Here is a 15,708-nt window from a genome sequence, read left to right on the forward strand (position 1 = left end):
GCAACGGGGTTCTCCGTGACCCGGCTCATGGTGTCCCCGTCGCGAGACGCCGGGTATCCCGTCCCGATACCGGAAGGAGGAAACGTGCTGTTCGTCGTCATGGGCTTTTCCGTGGCTTTCGCCCTGCTCGTGGTGGAGGTGGTCCACCGGCTGGTGCGCCGCTTCACCCACAGCGGGAAGATGTACCGGCCAGGCCAGTTGTTCGGAGCGCTGCTGGCCGCTCAGATAAGCCTGAGCGCCTACCCGGTCGACGTGCCGATCACCCTGCACGCCCTGGGCATCGCGCTGATCCTGGCCGGGGCGTGGCTGCTGGCGGCGCTGATCAGCACGCTCGTCGACATCTCGCTGTCCCGCATCCGCACGGACGTCACGGACAACCGGCACGCCCGGCGCGTGCACACCCAGGTCATGCTGGTGCGGCGGCTGGTCCTGGTGGTCATCGGCGTGCTCGCCGTGGGCGCCATCCTGATGACGTTCCCCGGCGCGCGGGCGGTCGGGTCGACCGTGCTGGCATCCGCGGCGGTCATCGGCGCGGTGGCGGCGTTCTCCGCACAATCGTTGCTGGGCAACCTGATCTCGGGCCTGCAGATCGCGTTCAGCGACGCCGTGCGGCTCGACGACGTCGTGGTGGTCGAGGGCGAGTGGGGCCGGGTCGAGGACATCACGCTGACGTACGTGGTGCTGCACCTCTGGGACGACCGCCGGCTGGTGCTGCCCACCTCGTACTTCCTCAAGACCCCGTTCGAGAACTGGACGCGCACGCAGTCGGCGCTGCTCGGCACCGTGGAGCTCGATCTGGACTGGACGGTGCCGGTCGAGGCGATGCGGCAGGAGATGCGGTCCATGCTGGAGGGCAGCGACCTCTGGGACGGGCGGGTGTCCGTCCTGCAGGTCACGCAGGCCACCAACGGGTTCGTGCGGGTGCGTGCGCTCGTGAGCGCGTCCGACGCCGGAAAGCTGTGGGACCTGCGCTGCCTCACCAGGGAGCACCTCGTGGACTGGGTCCACCGCCGGCACAACGGCGCACTGCCGCAGGTCAGGACGCGGACGGTCACCGGCGTCAACAGGGCACAACCCGCCTCGGACCAGCACACGGACGCGCGCGTGTTCGGCGAGAGCGCGGACGGCGCACTACGGGAGCAAGCGTTTGCGGGTCCCCGGCAGTAGGACCGCCCGAAAATCCGGTGCAACCGCCCGCGACGGGCGTTCCGTCCTCCGAGCATGAGAAGACCGCTCGCCGTCGCGTTTTGCGCGCTGGCTCTCGGCAGCTGTGGTACGAACGGGTCCCTCGCGCCGACTGTGTCGTCCTCGGAGGTGCCTGTCGTGTCATCGGCCAAACCGGACAAGAACCGGATCGAGCAGGCGAAGCGCGACGGCCACCTCACAGTGCCACTGATGATCTCCGTGCAGCCGGGACGCGACGAGGAGGTCGAGCAGGCACTGACGGAGCTGGGCGCGACCGTCGAGTCGCGCGATCCCAGGATCGGCTACCTGCGCGCCGAAATGCCCGTGGACAAGGTGGAAGACGCGTACCTGGTCGCCGGCGTGTCCAAGGTGGACGTGGACGAGCCGCTCGGGAACAGGCTGCCCGAACCGTAGAAAGCCCCAGGACCTCGTGGATCCTGGGGCTTTCTACGTACTACCGGACTGCTAGCTGACTGCCTGGATGATCACGGCACCGCGACCGACGACGTTCTCGTCCGCCGTGCGCACCTCGAGCTCACCGCGCAGCACGCGGCCGGCACCGGGCTGGCCCAGCGGCGTGATGACGCCCGTGACGTTCCACGACGCACCGGCGGCGCGTTCGGCGTTGGTGTCGCTCACGGTCAGCGTGCCGAGAGCGGCCGAGGTGTAGACGTCGAAGTAGTCGTACGCCGTGGTGCCCGCGGGCACCGCGTAGCCGTCGACCTGGACGCGCCACAGACCCGCGGCCGGGTTGCTCAGCGTCACCGACTCCTCGGAGTCCGCGTCAGCCGACTGACCGGCGACGACGCACGTGCCGCTGGTGCAGTTCAGCAGGAACAGGTCGAGGTCGGCGCCCTGGTCGGCGGTGTTGCCGATCGTGGCGGTGAGGCTCGACGAGCCCGGCGCGACCTGGATGTCGAAGAACTTGGTCTCCAGGTTCGCGATGGTCGGGCGGTCCTGCTTCGCGCTGCCGACCGCACCCGCCGCGAGCCGGCCGTTGAAGACGGCCTGCGTGTTCGTGACGGTGTAGCTGCGCTCGACCGGGGTGCCGAGGGCCGCGGACGGGATGACGTCCGGGTTCGGGCTGACCGACGTGCCGAGCACGGACGCGGTCACCGAGTACGGCGCCACGTCGGCGTCGGAGGTGCGGCGCGCCTCGACCACGATCTCCCACACACCGGCCATCGGGTTGGCCACCGTGCGGCTGGTGGGGGTGCCACCGGCACATCCGGCGCCCGCGTCCGGGTTGTAGCAGTTGGTCGAGCTGGTCACGTCCAGCGGCACACCCTGCGGGGTGAAGCGCAGGAAGCGCACCTGGCCCTTGCCGGCCTCGGCGCCACCGGCGGCCATGTCGACCTTCAGCGCGCTCGTGCCCGCGGGCACGTTCACGAAGAGGCTGGTCGACTGGTTGCGCGCGATCGTGCCCGTCTTGGTGACCGAGAACTTGTTGGCGGCGTTGAAGTTCTCCGCCGCGAAGACCGCGTTCAGCGTCTGCACGTCGACGCCGGGGGTCTCCGGGTTGTCGAGCTGCAGCACGGCGCTGTGCACGCCCGCCGTCTTGGCCTTGACCTTGACCGGGAACAGCACCGGCGTGTTCAGCGGCAGGCGGACCTTCTTCGCCGCCGTGAACGTGCCGTCGTTGCCCTTCCACGACACGTTGTACGTCTCGTCGTCGTGGCCCGTGGTGCGGGTCAGGGTGTAGGTGCGGGTGTACTCCTGGCCCGCGGTCACGCCCTCGCGGTCGTGGATGCCGACACCGACGCCCGGGGTGGCCAGCAGGCCGCTGAGGACGGTGTTGACCGGGACGGCCGTGGTGACCTTGTCCGGCGTGGAGTGCTTGTCCAGCAGCGACCACGCGGCGTTGGTGTTGAACAGGCCGGCACCCTGCTCGTAGGCACCGAGGGTGCTCACGAAGCTCGCGCTGCGCTGGATCGCGTAGCGCAGCTCGGCGCTGGTCGGGCGCTGGCCGTTGTGCGTGGCCTTGTAGGCGCTCACGAGGAGAGCCGCGGCACCGGTCGCCTGCGGGGCGGCCATCGAGGTGCCGTTGAACTGCGAGTAGCCGGCCGGGAGGGCGTAGGTGCCCGCCACGGGGCCACCCGGCTGCCAGCGCGGCGTGGTGGAGATCGCCGAGCCGGGCGCGACGATGTTCGGCTTGAAGCCGCCGTCCTCGGCCGGGCCGCGCGACGAGAAGCCGTGCAGGTTCTGCTTCTGCGCGGTCTTCGAGCCGTAGTTGGAGAGCCAGGTCTCCTTGGTGATGTACGAGCCGACGCTCACCGCGTTCGTGGCGACCGACGGGTCACCGACGGTGTTGGCGCCCGCACCCGAGTTGCCCGCCGAGATGAACAGCTGGACGTTGTACTCGTCGATGGTGCGGTTGTAGAGCTCGGCGCGCGCGTTGTTGCCGTCGTTGAGCGCCGGGAGGCCACCGATGGAGATGTTCACGACGTCGGCGCCGTTGCGCGCGGCGTAGAGGACACCGTCGATGAGGCCGGAGCTGGTGCAGGACGGCGTGGAGAGGCAGGCCTTGATGGCGATCAGCTTCGCGCCGGGCGCGGCACCGGCCATTTTGCCGTCGAACATCTTGTGCGCGGCGGTGATGCCGGCGACGTGGGTGCCGTGCGCGGCGCCCGAGATGCCCAGGTTGACGTACGGGGTGCCCGCGTTGTCGTAGACCGAGCGGTCGGTCTGCACGACGAACGCGACGCGGTCGACGACGGGGGTCGCGGGGTTGTCGGTGCCGAAGAAGCCGACGTCCTGCTTGACCTTGTAGTCGATCATGCGCTTGTTGTTGGTGAAGTTGCCGTCGCCGTCGGTGTCGACGAAGACTTCCTTCGTCGTGATGTCCTGGATGACACCGAAGGAGTCGACGCGGTCACCGTCGCGGTTGATGTCGCCGCCGGTCTCGCTGTTCGCGAGGTTCAGGTCGCCCGCGGTCTCGCGGAAGAGGCCGAACGAGTAGGGGCCGCCGGTGGCGGGCGCGGTCCACTCGCGGCCGCCGTTGGTGAACTTGCCGGTGACGCCGGTCTTGGTCATCGAGACCCAGGTGCCGTCGCCGGAGTTCGTGGCGTTCGCGTTGTACCAGTCGATGATCTTGCGCTCACCGGTGCTGGTGGTCTGCAGGGCCGGGGTGTCGAGGTCGATGCCGGAGTCGATCACGGCGATCGTGGTGCCGCGGCCGTCCCACTTCGGGTGCGCGGTGGCGAACTGCGCCGCCTGCGTGTCCTGCGTCGGCATGTACGGGTTCGTGCGCGGGGTCTTCGCGTCCGGCGCCTTCTGCGGGGCCGGCTGCTCCACGCCCTGCGGACGCGGGTCGTCGAGCGCGATGAGCCCGTCGACGTCCACGGTGCTGACCGAGGCCAGCTTGGCGGCCTTCTCCGCGTTGTCGCGCGGGATGGTCACCTTGACGTAGTCGACGTCCTTCTCGGTCTTCTGGACCGTGGCGCCGAGCGCCACGAGCTCGGCGACGGCGGCGTCGGTCTTGCCGTCCTCGGCGGCGACCAGCAGGTCGACGGTCGGCTTGCCCTCGCGGGCGGCCTGGTCGACGAGCTCGCGGTCCTTCTTGTCCAGCTGCTTGTCAGCGGCCGGCTGCTCCTGAGGAGCGTTCTGCGCGATGGCAGGGGTGGCGGCGAAGCCGAACCCGGCAGTGCCCAACACCGCGGTCAGCAAGACCGTTCCGGTGCGGCGTCTCCAGTTCTTCACGGCGCATGTGCCCTTCGTGGGGTAAAGAGTGCTCCGAAGCACATCTCTTCACCTGACGAGGGGCAATCGTCTGCCCGGAGCATTCTTCATATCCACATTGGACTGTTCAGCGGCTTGTCCGAGCAGCGTTTCAGTGCTGCGCGTTTCTTTGTCGCCGTGGAACGAGCAGATGCCCTCCAGTCAAGGGCTGATGGAGGGGAATGTCAAGCCTGTGTCAACGGTGAACGGTGTTGCCGTGTAACAGGATCCCGTCACCGGACGATGCTCCGACCACCATTTCCGCGCAATAGCGAACGCAATCGTGAACGCACCCTCGCACCGAGGCCGAGGCCCGCCGCGACCGCTTTCGGCCGCGCCCCGCACCTCGGGCAGTCGGCACGATGTGCTTTCAGGGCCTGCTGGAGTTCCGTCACGTGCCGCCGCGTGCGTTCGGGCACCACGTCCTTTTTGATCGACAGCAGGCTCAGCTCGGTGAGCACCTCTTTGCCGCGGTCGTGCCGGACGACCGGGGCGACGGTGTGGAAGAAGATCAGGTTCCGGCGCCGGGAGGACTCCACGGCCCGCACGTCGCACCACTCGACCGTCGTCTGCCGGTCGAGGCTGTTCGACGTGATGCCCTGCGGCGTGAGCTTCGTGCCCATGCCGAAGCTGCGCCACGCCACCGTGCCGCCCATCAGGCACCACAGGCCGCCGAAGACGTAGCCGTACCACGGGCCGCCCGCCATCGCGATCGGTCCGCCGGCGGCCACGGCGGCGCCGAGACCGAACAGAACCCATCTCCACCTGGTGTGCATTTCCCCGTCCTGTTCACCCGGTTCCGGGCGTCACGCTCCTCCAACGCCCGAGACGTCCCGCCCGTTGAGCGTTCCGCAGGACTGGAGGCTGATCAGGCGCTACCTTGCGCCCATGGACCTGAAGCCGGTCGCCGACGAGCTCTACGGGCTGCCCCCGAAGGAGTTCACCGCGGCCCGCAACGCCGCGGCCAAGCAGACCGACGACAAGGACCTCGCGAAGGCCATCGCCGACCTGCGCAAGCCGACCGTGAGCGCCTGGGCGGTGAACCGGCTGGTGCGCGACGCCCCCGAGGGCCTGGAGGAGGCGCTGGGGCTCTCCACGGCGCAGCTGACCATGCGGGAGCTGGGCCGCAAGCGCAAGGAGCTCGTGGAGGCCCTGGTCTACCGCACCCTGGAGCTCACCGGCCCGCTCGCGGACGACGCCGTCACGCAGGTGCGCAACACGCTGACGGCCGCGATGGCCGACCCGGAGTCCGCCGAGCAGGTGCGGGCGGGGCACCTCACGAAGCCGCTGGAGTACTCGGGCTTCGGGTTCACCCTCCCCGTCCCCGAGCCGCCGTCGGTCGACGGCGAGGACGCGCTGGCCCGCAAGCGGCGCGAGCGGCAGGAGAAGAAGCGGGCCGAGGCGCAGCAGGCGCTGGACGAGGCCGAGCAGGCCCTCGGGGAGGCCCAGGCCGACCAGCTGGCGGCACAGCGGGCGTTCGACCGCGCGGCGGAACGGCTGGAGGACGCCAAGCGGATCACCGCGGCCGCCGAGAAGGCCCGCAAATCCGCGGAGCGCAAGCTCACCGACCTGAGCTAGAGCGGTCGAGCGACCCCCACTCCTCGGAGTGCTGGGCGTTGACCAACTCCTCGCACTCGAGCAGTGCCTCGTCGGCGACCCACGCCAGGGGGTCGAGGCAGCGGACCAGCGGCTCGTTGTCGGGCCCCCTGCCCACCTCGTCGCCCCGCAGGACCCAGGCGCGCACGTCGGGCCCGCGCAGGTCGCGCAGGTGCCGGTAGTCGAACAGGCGGCGTGCCACCCACAGCTCGAGGGAGCGGTCGGCCCACCACGGCTCGATCCGCAGCGGGCTCGCCGAGAGGCCGGGCAGTTCCACGCCGGTCAGCGAGTCGCGCGACGTCGAGGCGGCGTCCGCGTCCGGGCCCTTCGACCACCGCACGTAGACGTCGTCTCCCACGTAGCCGACCAGCTCGGCGATGCTCGTGATCGTCGGGAGTTCATCTGTCACGCCCAGTGACCTACCCGGCCGAACCTGAAGGAAACCTGAAGGAATTGAGCCTGGTCACAGTGAAAGCCGACCGGAACACAGCAGACCGGTTGTACGTTCAACAAGTGGTTGGCCGCCGGCGCTCGAGCTGCGCGCCGGGGCGATCCGACACCCCCAGGTCGGAAGTGCCCTTCCGCAGGCGCGCGTGCTCGCGCCGCGGTCAACCCGCCGTCGACCGGCACTCCGGAAACCCCCCTCACCGGTAGTGGCGGTCGGCGGCACCCCTCCCGACCGGCCGGGCCTTCCGAGGTCGTATCGGCCGTGCCGCTCGCAGAACGCCCTGAGGTGGTCCGGGTCGAGCCCCTTCGCCCGCCCCACCTCGAGGGCAGGCCGGACTCGCCGGTGGTGACGGAGCCGGGTGCCGCGAAACGGGTGGTCTTGGGCTGAAGCCCACCTCGGAACGACGTCGAGCACTCCCCAGAAAGTGAAATTGACTCAGGTCTCGTGCGTGACCAGCGGCCGATCTAGACTCGCCCGATGGCACATGACGCGGATGTCATCGTCGTCGGCGCGGGCCTCGCAGGTCTCGTCGCGACCGCAGAGCTCGCGGACGCGGGCCGCAAGGTCATCCTCCTCGACCAGGAGCCGGAAGCGTCGCTCGGCGGCCAGGCGTGGTGGTCGTTCGGCGGGTTGTTCATGGTGGACACCCCCGAGCAGCGCAGGCTGCGGGTCAAGGACTCGCACGACCTGGCGTTGCAGGACTGGATGGGCTCGGCGGCGTTCGACCGGGACGAGGACCACTGGCCACGGCTGTGGGCGCAGGCCTATGTGGACTTCGCCGCCGGGGAGAAGCGCTCCTGGCTGCACGACATGGGCGTCCGCTGGTTCCCCTTCGTGCAGTGGGCCGAGCGCGGCGGCTACCTGGCCGACGGGCACGGCAACTCGGTGCCGCGCTTCCACGTCACGTGGGGCACGGGGCCCGGCATCGTCGAGCCGTTCGAGCGGCGGGTGCGGGAGGGTGTCGCGAAGGGGCTCGTCACGCTCAGGTTCCGCCACAAGGTCACGAGCCTCAACGTCACCGACGGCGTGTGCGACGGCGTGTCCGGTGACGTGCTGGAGCCGTCGTCGAACGGCAGGGCCGAACCGAGCTCGCGCACGGTGGCCGGCGAGTTCTCGCTCAGCGCGCAGGCCGTGGTCGTCACGTCCGGCGGCATCGGCGGCAACCACGACCTGGTGCGCAGGAACTGGCCGGAGCGGATGGGCACGCCGCCGAAGTTCATGCTCGCGGGCGTGCCGGACTTCGTCGACGGCTCGATGATGGAGATCACCCAGAAGGCCGGCGGCGCGATCATCAACGCCGACCGCATGTGGCACTACCCCGAGGGCATCGCGAACTACGCGCCGGTCTGGTCGCGGCACGGCATCCGCATCCTGCCCGGCCCGTCGCCGCTGTGGCTCGACGCCGACGGCAGGCGCCTGCCGATCCCGCTGTTCCCCGGCTTCGACGCGCTGGGTGCGTTGCAGCACATCACCACCCACGGCCACGAGCACTCGTGGTTCGTGCTGAACAAGAAGATCATCGGCAAGGAGTTCGCGCTGTCGGGCTCCGAGCAGAACCCGGACCTGACCGGCAAGGACACGAGGGCGGTCCTCAAGCGCGCGCTGCCGGGCGCGGTCGCGCCGGTCGAGGCGTTCGCGCGGAGGTCCGAGGAGTTCATCCAGGCGCGCACGGTCGCGGACCTCGCCCGCGGCATGAACGCCCTCACCGGCGACGGCAGGATCGACGCCGCCGAGCTCGAGAAGACGATCGTCGAGCGCGACCGCCAGGTCACCGCGGGGCTGAGCAAGGACATGCAGGTCAACGCGATCCGCTCGGCGCGGCAGTTCCTCACGGACAAGCTGATCCGGGTCGTCGAGCCGCACCGGCTGCTCGACCCGAAGGCCGGTCCGCTGATCGCCGTGCGGCTCTCGGTGATCACCCGCAAGACGCTGGGCGGCCTGCACACCGACCTGTCGTCGCGGGTGCTCGACACCTCCGGCCAGGTGCTGCCGGGGCTCTACGCCGCCGGGGAGGCCGCGGGGTTCGGCGGTGGTGGCGTGCACGGCTACCGGGCGCTGGAGGGCACGTTCCTCGGCGGCTGCCTGTTCTCCGGACGTGTCGCGGGCCGCTCGGCGGCGGAGGCCGTCAAGTAGTTCTCGCGTGGTGGACGCGGGTTGACCGTCCCCTGCCCTGCGGCTGTGCCGGGAGCATGACGCAGATCGGTGTTCTGGTCGGCAACCCGCGGCCCGCCTCACGCACGCTGCAGGCGGCCCTGGCGCTGCGCGAGGCGCTCGCCGCGACGCTGGGCGTGCCCGTCGAAGGGCCCGTCGAGGCGGCGGAACTGGCTCCCGCCGTGTCACCGAACCGGACACGATCAAGGCCGCGCTGCAGGCGCTCGGGCAGGCCGACGTCCTCGTGGTCGCCACGCCCACGTACAAGGCCGCCTACACCGGCCTGCTGAAGGCCGTGCTGGACCAGGCACCGCCGGGCTGGCTGAAGGGCAAGCTCGTCGTCCCGCTGCAGATCGCCGCGGCCGACAGGCACGCGCTGGCCGTCGAGGTCCACCTGCGGCCCGTGCTCGCCGAACTGGGCGCCGTCGTGCCGCGGGCGTTGTTCCTCAACGAGGCCGCGCTTCCCGCCGCCCCCGCCGACTTCGACCTCGACGCGCTGAAGGTGCTGCGGTGGAGGAGCAACTGCGCAACGCCCTGAAGCACCACGCCCAGGCCGTCACGATCGTCACGGCCAGCGACCAGGAGGGCCCCGTCGGCACCACGGTGTCCTCGTTCACCTCGGTCTCGTTCGAACCGCCGCTGGTCGTCGTGTGGATCGGCGAGGGCGCGTCGGTGTGGCCGGTGCTGCGGACGGCGCCGCTGTTCGCCGTGCACCTGCTGGACGTCACGCAGACCGCGCTCGCGGACCTGTTCGCCACCAGGGGTGCCGACCGGTTCGGCCCCGGCACGCGGTGGAGGGCGGACGAGGACGACGTGCCGTCGCTGCTGGACGCGCCGGTCCGCCTGCGGTGCAGGACCTCGCGGCGGATCGTGGTCGGCGACCACGTGGCGCTGGTCGGCGAACCGCTGGACATCACGCACTCCGGCAGCGCGACGCCCCTGGTGCGGTACCAGGGGCGCTACACCTCAGTCGCCCAACGTCCGCAGGACCTCGCGCGCCAGCACGTCGTTCTGCCGGAAGGCCGGGGCGTTCGTGCCGGGCCGCGCGAACGCCGCGAACGCCTTCCCGGTCGTGCAGGGCCCCACGGCGAACCGGACGGGGTCCTCCGCGCCCCGCTCGTCGACCAGGCGTCCCACCGGCGACACCCGCACGAGCCCGGCGGCGTCCTCGGAGACGTCGCCGACCGCGCGCAACGACCGCAGCACCGGATCCGCCGTGCGGGACAACGAGTGCGTGGGCAGCCGCGCCTCGATCAACCCGTTGGCGCGCACCACGTCCGGTGTCGTCGCGCTGCCGGCCGCGAAGGCGCCCTCCACGGCCTCGACCCACATGTCGGCGCCGAGGAACCGCACGATCCCCGCGCGCGACAACGCCAGCAGCTCCTCCAGCCGGTCCGGCGGCGGACCGGAGGCGAGGTAGCTGAAGTAGCCGTGCCACCACCCGTCGAACGGCATGAGCCCCGCCAGCTGGCCGTAGACCGACAGCAGCGCCAGGAACGCCCCGAGATCGGCGCTGTAGCGGGGATCCGACCGCCGTGCGACGTCCGCCTCGACGTAGGAGCGCAGGTGCTCCTGGAACTCCTCCGCCGTCGCGAACGTCACGCCGGCGAGCGGCCGGTCGAGCCGTTCGAAGTCGATGCGGTCGGCGGGATCGGGCACGGCGAGCGCCTCGAGCTCGCGCATCTCCTCGCTGTACCAGGGCAGGGCGCTGAACGAGGCGGCGAACTCGGCGAACGGCATGCCCACCAGGCCGGGGTGGCCGGTGAACAGCTCGTGGTAGTGGCCCCAGGCGATCTCCTTGGCCATCAACGGCCACACGTCGTCCCGGAAGTCGAGATCCCGGTCTTTCAAGGCGTCCGCGACGAAGAAGTGCGGCAGCGACGGACGTGTCCCCTGCAACCGGTAGCCGGTCTTCGAGTGGTACGGCACACCTCGCCGCGACCCCACGTACAGGGTCGGTTCCGCACCTGAGGGCAGGTAGGTGAGCCGGCCCTCGGACCGCACGTACCGGCCGCCGCGGCCCTCGGTCAGCAGCACCACGAGGTCGATGAACGCGAGCCCGAACCCGCGCAGCACCACGTCACCGGTGACGGCCGAGAGGTCCGCGTCGGCGGAGTACAGCGGGGGCACGTAGACCAGCCCGTGCTCCGAGGCGTGCTCGGCGAGCTTGCGGTGCTCCGGCTCGGGTTCGGCGTCGAGGTGGCCGAGGGCGAGCACGACGACGTCGGCGTTCAGGGACGTCCCGTCGTCGAGCCACACGCACGTGCCGACGACCTTCAGAGCCGTCGCCCGATGCACGGTCACCGAGATGTTCGGGGGCAGAGATTTCCTTACGTGCTCGAAGAACCAGGACAGGTAGCCGCTCTGCACCTGCCGTGACGGGAACGACGTCGGGTCGACGTCGATCCACTCCGCGAGCGACGGACCCGGACGGACCGGGCCCTCTCCGTCGAAGGAGTCGTCGGTGAACACCGTGACGTCCTCGGCCATGGAGTTCATGCGCAGCAACGGGGACTGGGCGTGCCGCCAGACCCGGCCCGCTCCGGGCGGGTGCGGGTCGACGACGTGCACCGCGAGCTCGAGGGAGGGCGACTGGGCGGCGATCCGTTCCAGCAGGCCGGCGGCGCGTGGGCCGCCGCCGATGACGACGAGTGAGCGCATGCGCGTCTTTCCGTTGGAGGACAACGAGAAACGAGCCGCGCCCCTCAACGCGAACACCACCACGGTACCCAGCGTGTGCAAGCAAATCCCGCTCTGTGGACGTCGTTGCGACGAGCGGGGCCGAGGTGTGCACTCGAAGGGCGTCCCCCTCAACGCACCCCAATCCCACTACAGCTCTGGGGAATCGGTCATGCCAGTCGAGTTTCTCGGGATCGCCGCCACGAACGACGGGTCGGAGACGACGCCTCGGTCGTCCGCCGGCGCGTTCGACAAGGACTACACGCTCAGGCTCGCCCGCGCGCACGAGGAGCACGGCTGGGACCGCGTGCTCTTCGCGTACGGCTCGGGAGCGCCGGAACCCTCCGCCGCGGCCGCCTTCCTGGCCTCCGAGCTCGACAGGCTGCAGATCCTGCTGGCGCACCGGCCGAACGTGTCCTACCCGACGTTCGCCGCCAAGACGTTCGCGACGCTCGACCAGATCAGCGACGGCCGGCTGACGGTGCACTTCATCACCGGCGGCACCGATCACGAGCAGCAGCGCGAGGGCGACTACCTCACCAAGGACCAGCGCTACGGCCGCACGCGCGAGTACATCCAGATCGTCAAGAAGGCGTGGCTCAGCCGGGAGGCCTTCGACCACGACGGTGAGCACTACCACTTCGCCGACTTCGTGAGCGACGTCTTCCCCGTGCAGCAGCCACGCCCGAACGTCTCGTTCGGCGGCTCCTCCCCCGCGGCCTACGCGGCGGGCGGGGCGGAGGCGGACATCTTCTGCCTGTGGGGTGAGCCGCTCGCCGAGACCGCGCAGCAGATCGAGTCGGTGAAGCAGGCGGCGAAGGCGGCGGGGCGCACGGACGTGCCGCGGATCCAGGTCGCGTTCCGGCCGATCATCGCGCCGACCGAGGAACTGGCCTGGGAGAAGGCGTACCGGACCGTGGACAGGATCGAGGCGAGGAAGGCGAACGGGCCGTTGAGCCGCCGGCACTCGCTCACCAACCCGGAGAACACCGGCTCGCAGCGCCTCCTGGCGGTCGCGGAGCGCGGCGAACGGTTCGACCGCGCCCTGTGGACGCCCACGGCGAAGGCGACGGGTGGCGCGGGCAACTCCAACGCGCTGGTCGGCACCCCGGAGACGGTGGCGCAGGCGTTGCTGGACTACTACGACCTCGGCGTGGACATCCTCTCGGCCCGCGGCTACGACCTGCTCGACGACGCGATCGACTTCGGCCGGTACGTGATCCCGCTGGTGCGCGAGGAGGTCGCGAAGCGCGATCGGGCCAAGGCCGCATGACGACGCTCGAGGTGCGCCGCGTCCGGCAGTCCGACCCGGAAGCGGCGCCGTTGGTCGCGGAACTCACGTACGAGTACACGTCTCGCTACGGGTCATCGGGCGCGGAGGAGATGCAACGACCGGCGGATGTGTTCGAACCCCCGAACGGCCAGTTCCTCCTGCTGGTGGAAGGCGGCGTGGCCGTGGCGGGCGGCGCGTTCCAGCGCTACGACGAGGAAACCGCCGAGATGAAACGCATTTGGACCCATTCACAACACCGCCGCCGCGGATTGGCGCGGCGGGTGCTCGTCGAACTCGAGAACGAGGCGAGAACGTTTGGGTACGGCAGGATCCACCTCACCACGGGGCCGCGCCAGCCGGAGGCGAAAGGGCTGTACCTCGCGACCGGTTACACACCGTTGTTCGACGTGGAGGCGGATCCCCTGACAATCGGTCCGCTGGCCTTCAGCAAGGTGATTCATTAGGTCGAACGAGTGAATTCGTGGTGGATTCGCCGAATCCCGACCGGGATTCGAGGTTCGGTTGGACAGGGTGTGACCGATCAGTGAGCATGTCCGTCGGACCTCCCGCGGATCACCCGGTCCCCACGAATGGCCACCGAGCTGGATGAACATGGTCGACCTCCGCGAGTCCGCCGTGCAGTGGGCGGCGGCGATCTCCACCACGCTCGTCGCGAACTTCACGCGCGAGAAGCTGGCGCGACTGCTCGGCGGCTACGTCGAGCAGTTGCTCCGCGGTGGCGTGGACGAGGCCAGGCGGGTCGGCCGGTCGATGGTCGAGCACGGCTTCATCTCCTCGGCGACGCTGGAGCGGTCGCTCGCGCACCTCGGTGAGCACACCCCGGTCACACCCGCTCAGCTGGCCGCACTCGCCGCCGGGTACGCCGAGGGCCTGCGCGACCTCACACTCGCCCAGCAGGAACTCAGCCGCACGGCCGCCATCAACGCGATGCGCAGGGCCGAGAGCGCGGTCAGGGCGAGCGAGACCAAGTTCCGGGCGGTCTTCTCCAGCGCGGCGTTCGGGATCGTCGTGAGCGGCCTCAAGGGTGAGATCATCGACGTCAACGACGCGTTGCTGACGATGCTCGACTACAGGCACGAGGACGTGCGGCGGATGAGCGGCCGCGACCTCGTGCACCCCGACGACAGGGAAGACCTGCGGCAGCTCACCATGCGGCTGGTCGCGTCCGAGCACGACAACGTGCGCGTCGAGAAGCGGATGGTCCGCAGCGACGGCGAGACCATCCAGACGCACATGGCGATCTCGCTGGTGCGCGAGGAGGACGGCACGCCGCCGTACCTCGTCACGATGGTCGAGAACATGAACGAGATGCGCGCGCTGCAGTCGCAACTCGTCCGGCAGAGCCTCAACGACGTGCAGACGGGCCTGCCGAACCGGGCGCAGTTCCTCGGCTGGCTCGAGGGCGCGACCGGGTCGAAGGGCCCGGAGAGCCTCGCGCTGGTCCAGATCGACGTCGACGGGTTCCGCGGCATGAACGACGCCTTCGGCCACGACGTCGGCAACCGGGTGCTCGTGCACGTCGCCCGGCACCTGCGGGAGGTGTTCACCGAAGACGTCGGCAAGGTCGCGCGCATCGGCGAGGACGAGTTCGGCGTGCTGGTCACGGACCCGCGCGACACGGCCTCGGTGATCGCCCTGGTCGAGGAGTTCACGCGGCGCCTGGAGGAGGCGACCTGGATCGACGGCCACGGCGTCGGCGTGACGACCAGCGTCGGCGTCGTCCCGCGCGCCGCCCGCGGCGGTGACGCGGCGGACCTGCTGCGCGCGGCGGACGTGACGGTCGCCTGGGCCAAGCGCGACGGCAAGGCGCAATGGGCGCTGTACGACCCGGAGAGGGACGCACGCGACAAGGAGCAGTACGCGCTCGCGGCGTCGATCCCGGGTGCGTTGGAGGAAAACCAGTTCCGCGTCGACTACCTGCCGGTCCACTCGCTCGCCGACGGTTCCGTGCTCGCGCTCGAAGCGAGGATCGTGTGGGACCACCCCGAGCTGGGCGTGCTGTGCCCCGAGGTGTTCCTGGGCCGGGCCACCGGCAACGGCATGGTCGTCCGCCTCGTGCGGTGGGCGGTCGAGGAGGCGTGTGCGCAGGTGAGCGCGTGGCACGGCGAACTGGGTCCCCGGACGCCCGTGCTGACGATCGACCTGCCCCTGCGGCTGTGCCAGGAGCCCGAGCTCGTCGCCGAGGTCCTCCGCGTGCTGGAGCGCACGGGCCTCCCCGCGTCGTTGCTGCGCTTCGAACTGCACGAGCACGTGCCGGCGTCGCTGAACGACGACCAGCTCGAAGAGCTCACGATCCTCACCGAGCGCGGCGTCGGCCTCGTGGTCGGCCAGGTCAGCGGGGGCAACGTCGGCGTGGGCCGGCTGCGGGTGCTGCCGTGGAGCGGCGTGAAGTTCAACAGCGCCGTCGCGCACGCCTTCGGCCCGGACGCGATCCGCATGGAGGAGACGGCCGCGGTGGCCCTGCTGCGGTGGGCGGCGGTGCTGCGGCTGCCGCTGTACGCCGACGGCGTGCGGACCGCCGGTGAGGCGGCGCGGCTGGCGGAGCTGGGCGTGACGGGCGCGCAGGGCCCGCACTTCGGTCCGGCGTTATCGGCCTCAGAGGTCTCCTCGCTGCTTCTCAGCTAGTTCTTATCAGGGT

Annotated in this window: 12 protein-coding genes and 1 pseudogene; 9 read left to right on the forward strand and 4 right to left on the reverse strand. The window is 70.4% G+C overall.

Annotated features, from left to right (window positions below; translation table 11 throughout):
- The first annotated feature begins 84 nt into the window (after nucleotides 1-84).
- A complete protein-coding gene (locus L6E10_RS25460; protein ID WP_236222109.1) occupies nucleotides 85-1,167 on the forward strand; it encodes a mechanosensitive ion channel family protein in 1,083 nt (360 codons plus the stop codon).
- Between the two features lie 156 nt (nucleotides 1,168-1,323).
- The gene (locus tag L6E10_RS25465) at nucleotides 1,324-1,599 is read left to right on the forward strand and encodes a hypothetical protein (protein ID WP_143022508.1); all 276 of its coding nucleotides are present in this window, start codon (nucleotides 1,324-1,326) and stop codon (nucleotides 1,597-1,599) included.
- Between the two features lie 51 nt (nucleotides 1,600-1,650).
- On the opposite strand, the gene L6E10_RS25470 is transcribed toward L6E10_RS25465, so the two are convergent.
- Together L6E10_RS25470 and L6E10_RS25475 are read right to left on the reverse strand one after the other, a co-directional pair.
- Nucleotides 1,651-4,884: a S8 family serine peptidase gene (locus tag L6E10_RS25470; RefSeq protein WP_236222111.1), complete on the reverse strand. Its 3,234-nt coding sequence runs from the start codon at nucleotides 4,882-4,884 to the stop codon at nucleotides 1,651-1,653.
- A 251-nt stretch (nucleotides 4,885-5,135) separates the two neighbouring features.
- Entirely contained in the window at nucleotides 5,136-5,678 is a 543-nt protein-coding gene (locus L6E10_RS25475) for a hypothetical protein (RefSeq protein ID WP_236222113.1), read from the reverse strand.
- Nucleotides 5,679-5,790: 112 nt separating this feature from the next.
- On the opposite strand from L6E10_RS25475, the gene L6E10_RS25480 reads away from it, so the two are divergent.
- On the forward strand, nucleotides 5,791-6,480 hold the full coding sequence (locus L6E10_RS25480) for a hypothetical protein (RefSeq protein ID WP_236222115.1): 690 nt from the start codon (nucleotides 5,791-5,793) through the stop codon (nucleotides 6,478-6,480).
- Here the strand turns inward: L6E10_RS25480 and L6E10_RS25485 are convergent.
- Nucleotides 6,464-6,907, reverse strand: a complete 444-nt coding sequence (locus L6E10_RS25485) for a DUF6098 family protein (protein ID WP_236222116.1) — start codon at nucleotides 6,905-6,907, stop codon at nucleotides 6,464-6,466. The genes L6E10_RS25480 and L6E10_RS25485 overlap by 17 nt on opposite strands.
- A 516-nt stretch (nucleotides 6,908-7,423) precedes the next feature.
- Here L6E10_RS25485 and L6E10_RS25490 point away from each other — a divergent pair.
- The 3 genes and pseudogenes from L6E10_RS25490 to L6E10_RS25500 all read left to right on the forward strand — a co-directional run.
- Nucleotides 7,424-9,079: an FAD-binding dehydrogenase gene (locus L6E10_RS25490; RefSeq protein ID WP_236222118.1), complete on the forward strand. Its 1,656-nt coding sequence runs from the start codon at nucleotides 7,424-7,426 to the stop codon at nucleotides 9,077-9,079.
- Nucleotides 9,080-9,122: 43 nt separating this feature from the next.
- Nucleotides 9,123-9,635, forward strand: a complete 513-nt coding sequence (locus tag L6E10_RS40440) for an NADPH-dependent FMN reductase (protein ID WP_275677030.1) — start codon at nucleotides 9,123-9,125, stop codon at nucleotides 9,633-9,635.
- Nucleotides 9,608-10,009: pseudogene (locus L6E10_RS25500) on the forward strand (flavin reductase family protein); the annotation flags it as partial. The gene L6E10_RS40440 and the pseudogene L6E10_RS25500, both read left to right, overlap by 28 nt.
- Nucleotides 10,010-10,063: 54 nt before the next feature.
- On the opposite strand, the gene L6E10_RS25505 reads toward L6E10_RS25500, so the two are convergent.
- Nucleotides 10,064-11,758: an FAD/NAD(P)-binding domain-containing protein gene (locus L6E10_RS25505; protein ID WP_236222122.1), complete on the reverse strand. Its 1,695-nt coding sequence runs from the start codon at nucleotides 11,756-11,758 to the stop codon at nucleotides 10,064-10,066.
- Nucleotides 11,759-11,948: 190 nt separating this feature from the next.
- Here L6E10_RS25505 and L6E10_RS25510 point away from each other — a divergent pair, with 190 nt between their 5' ends.
- The 3 genes from L6E10_RS25510 to L6E10_RS25520 all read left to right on the forward strand — a co-directional run bounded on the left by L6E10_RS25510 (nucleotide 11,949) and on the right by L6E10_RS25520 (nucleotide 15,695).
- Nucleotides 11,949-13,049 carry an LLM class flavin-dependent oxidoreductase gene (locus L6E10_RS25510; protein WP_236222124.1) on the forward strand — a complete coding sequence of 367 codons (1,101 nt, stop codon included), beginning with the start codon at nucleotides 11,949-11,951 and terminating at the stop codon, nucleotides 13,047-13,049.
- Nucleotides 13,046-13,513, forward strand: coding sequence for a GNAT family N-acetyltransferase (locus L6E10_RS25515; RefSeq protein ID WP_236222125.1), 468 nt, complete (start codon nucleotides 13,046-13,048; stop codon nucleotides 13,511-13,513). The genes L6E10_RS25510 and L6E10_RS25515 overlap by 4 nt, the downstream gene beginning before the upstream one ends.
- Before the next feature lie 148 nt (nucleotides 13,514-13,661).
- Nucleotides 13,662-15,695, forward strand: a complete 2,034-nt coding sequence (locus L6E10_RS25520) for an EAL domain-containing protein (protein WP_236222127.1) — start codon at nucleotides 13,662-13,664, stop codon at nucleotides 15,693-15,695.
- Nucleotides 15,696-15,708: the final 13 nt, after the last annotated feature.

Source organism: Lentzea sp. CC55 (genome assembly GCF_021056325.1).
GTDB classification, from domain to species: Bacteria; Actinomycetota; Actinomycetes; order Mycobacteriales; family Pseudonocardiaceae; genus Lentzea; species Lentzea jiangxiensis.

Bases quoted from the DNA above. Each gene is read 5' to 3' on its own strand.
- L6E10_RS25490 (WP_236222118.1), top strand. From the start codon at position 7,424: ATGGCACATGACGCGGATGTCATCGTCGTCGGCGCGGGCCTCGCAGGT.
- L6E10_RS25480 (WP_236222115.1), top strand. From the start codon at position 5,791: ATGGACCTGAAGCCGGTCGCCGACGAGCTCTACGGGCTGCCCCCGAAG.
- L6E10_RS25505 (WP_236222122.1), bottom strand. From the start codon at position 11,758: ATGCGCTCACTCGTCGTCATCGGCGGCGGCCCACGCGCCGCCGGCCTG.
- L6E10_RS25520 (WP_236222127.1), top strand. From the start codon at position 13,662: ATGGTCGACCTCCGCGAGTCCGCCGTGCAGTGGGCGGCGGCGATCTCC.
- L6E10_RS25515 (WP_236222125.1), top strand. From the start codon at position 13,046: ATGACGACGCTCGAGGTGCGCCGCGTCCGGCAGTCCGACCCGGAAGCG.
- L6E10_RS25475 (WP_236222113.1), bottom strand. From the start codon at position 5,678: ATGCACACCAGGTGGAGATGGGTTCTGTTCGGTCTCGGCGCCGCCGTG.
- L6E10_RS25510 (WP_236222124.1), top strand. From the start codon at position 11,949: ATGCCAGTCGAGTTTCTCGGGATCGCCGCCACGAACGACGGGTCGGAG.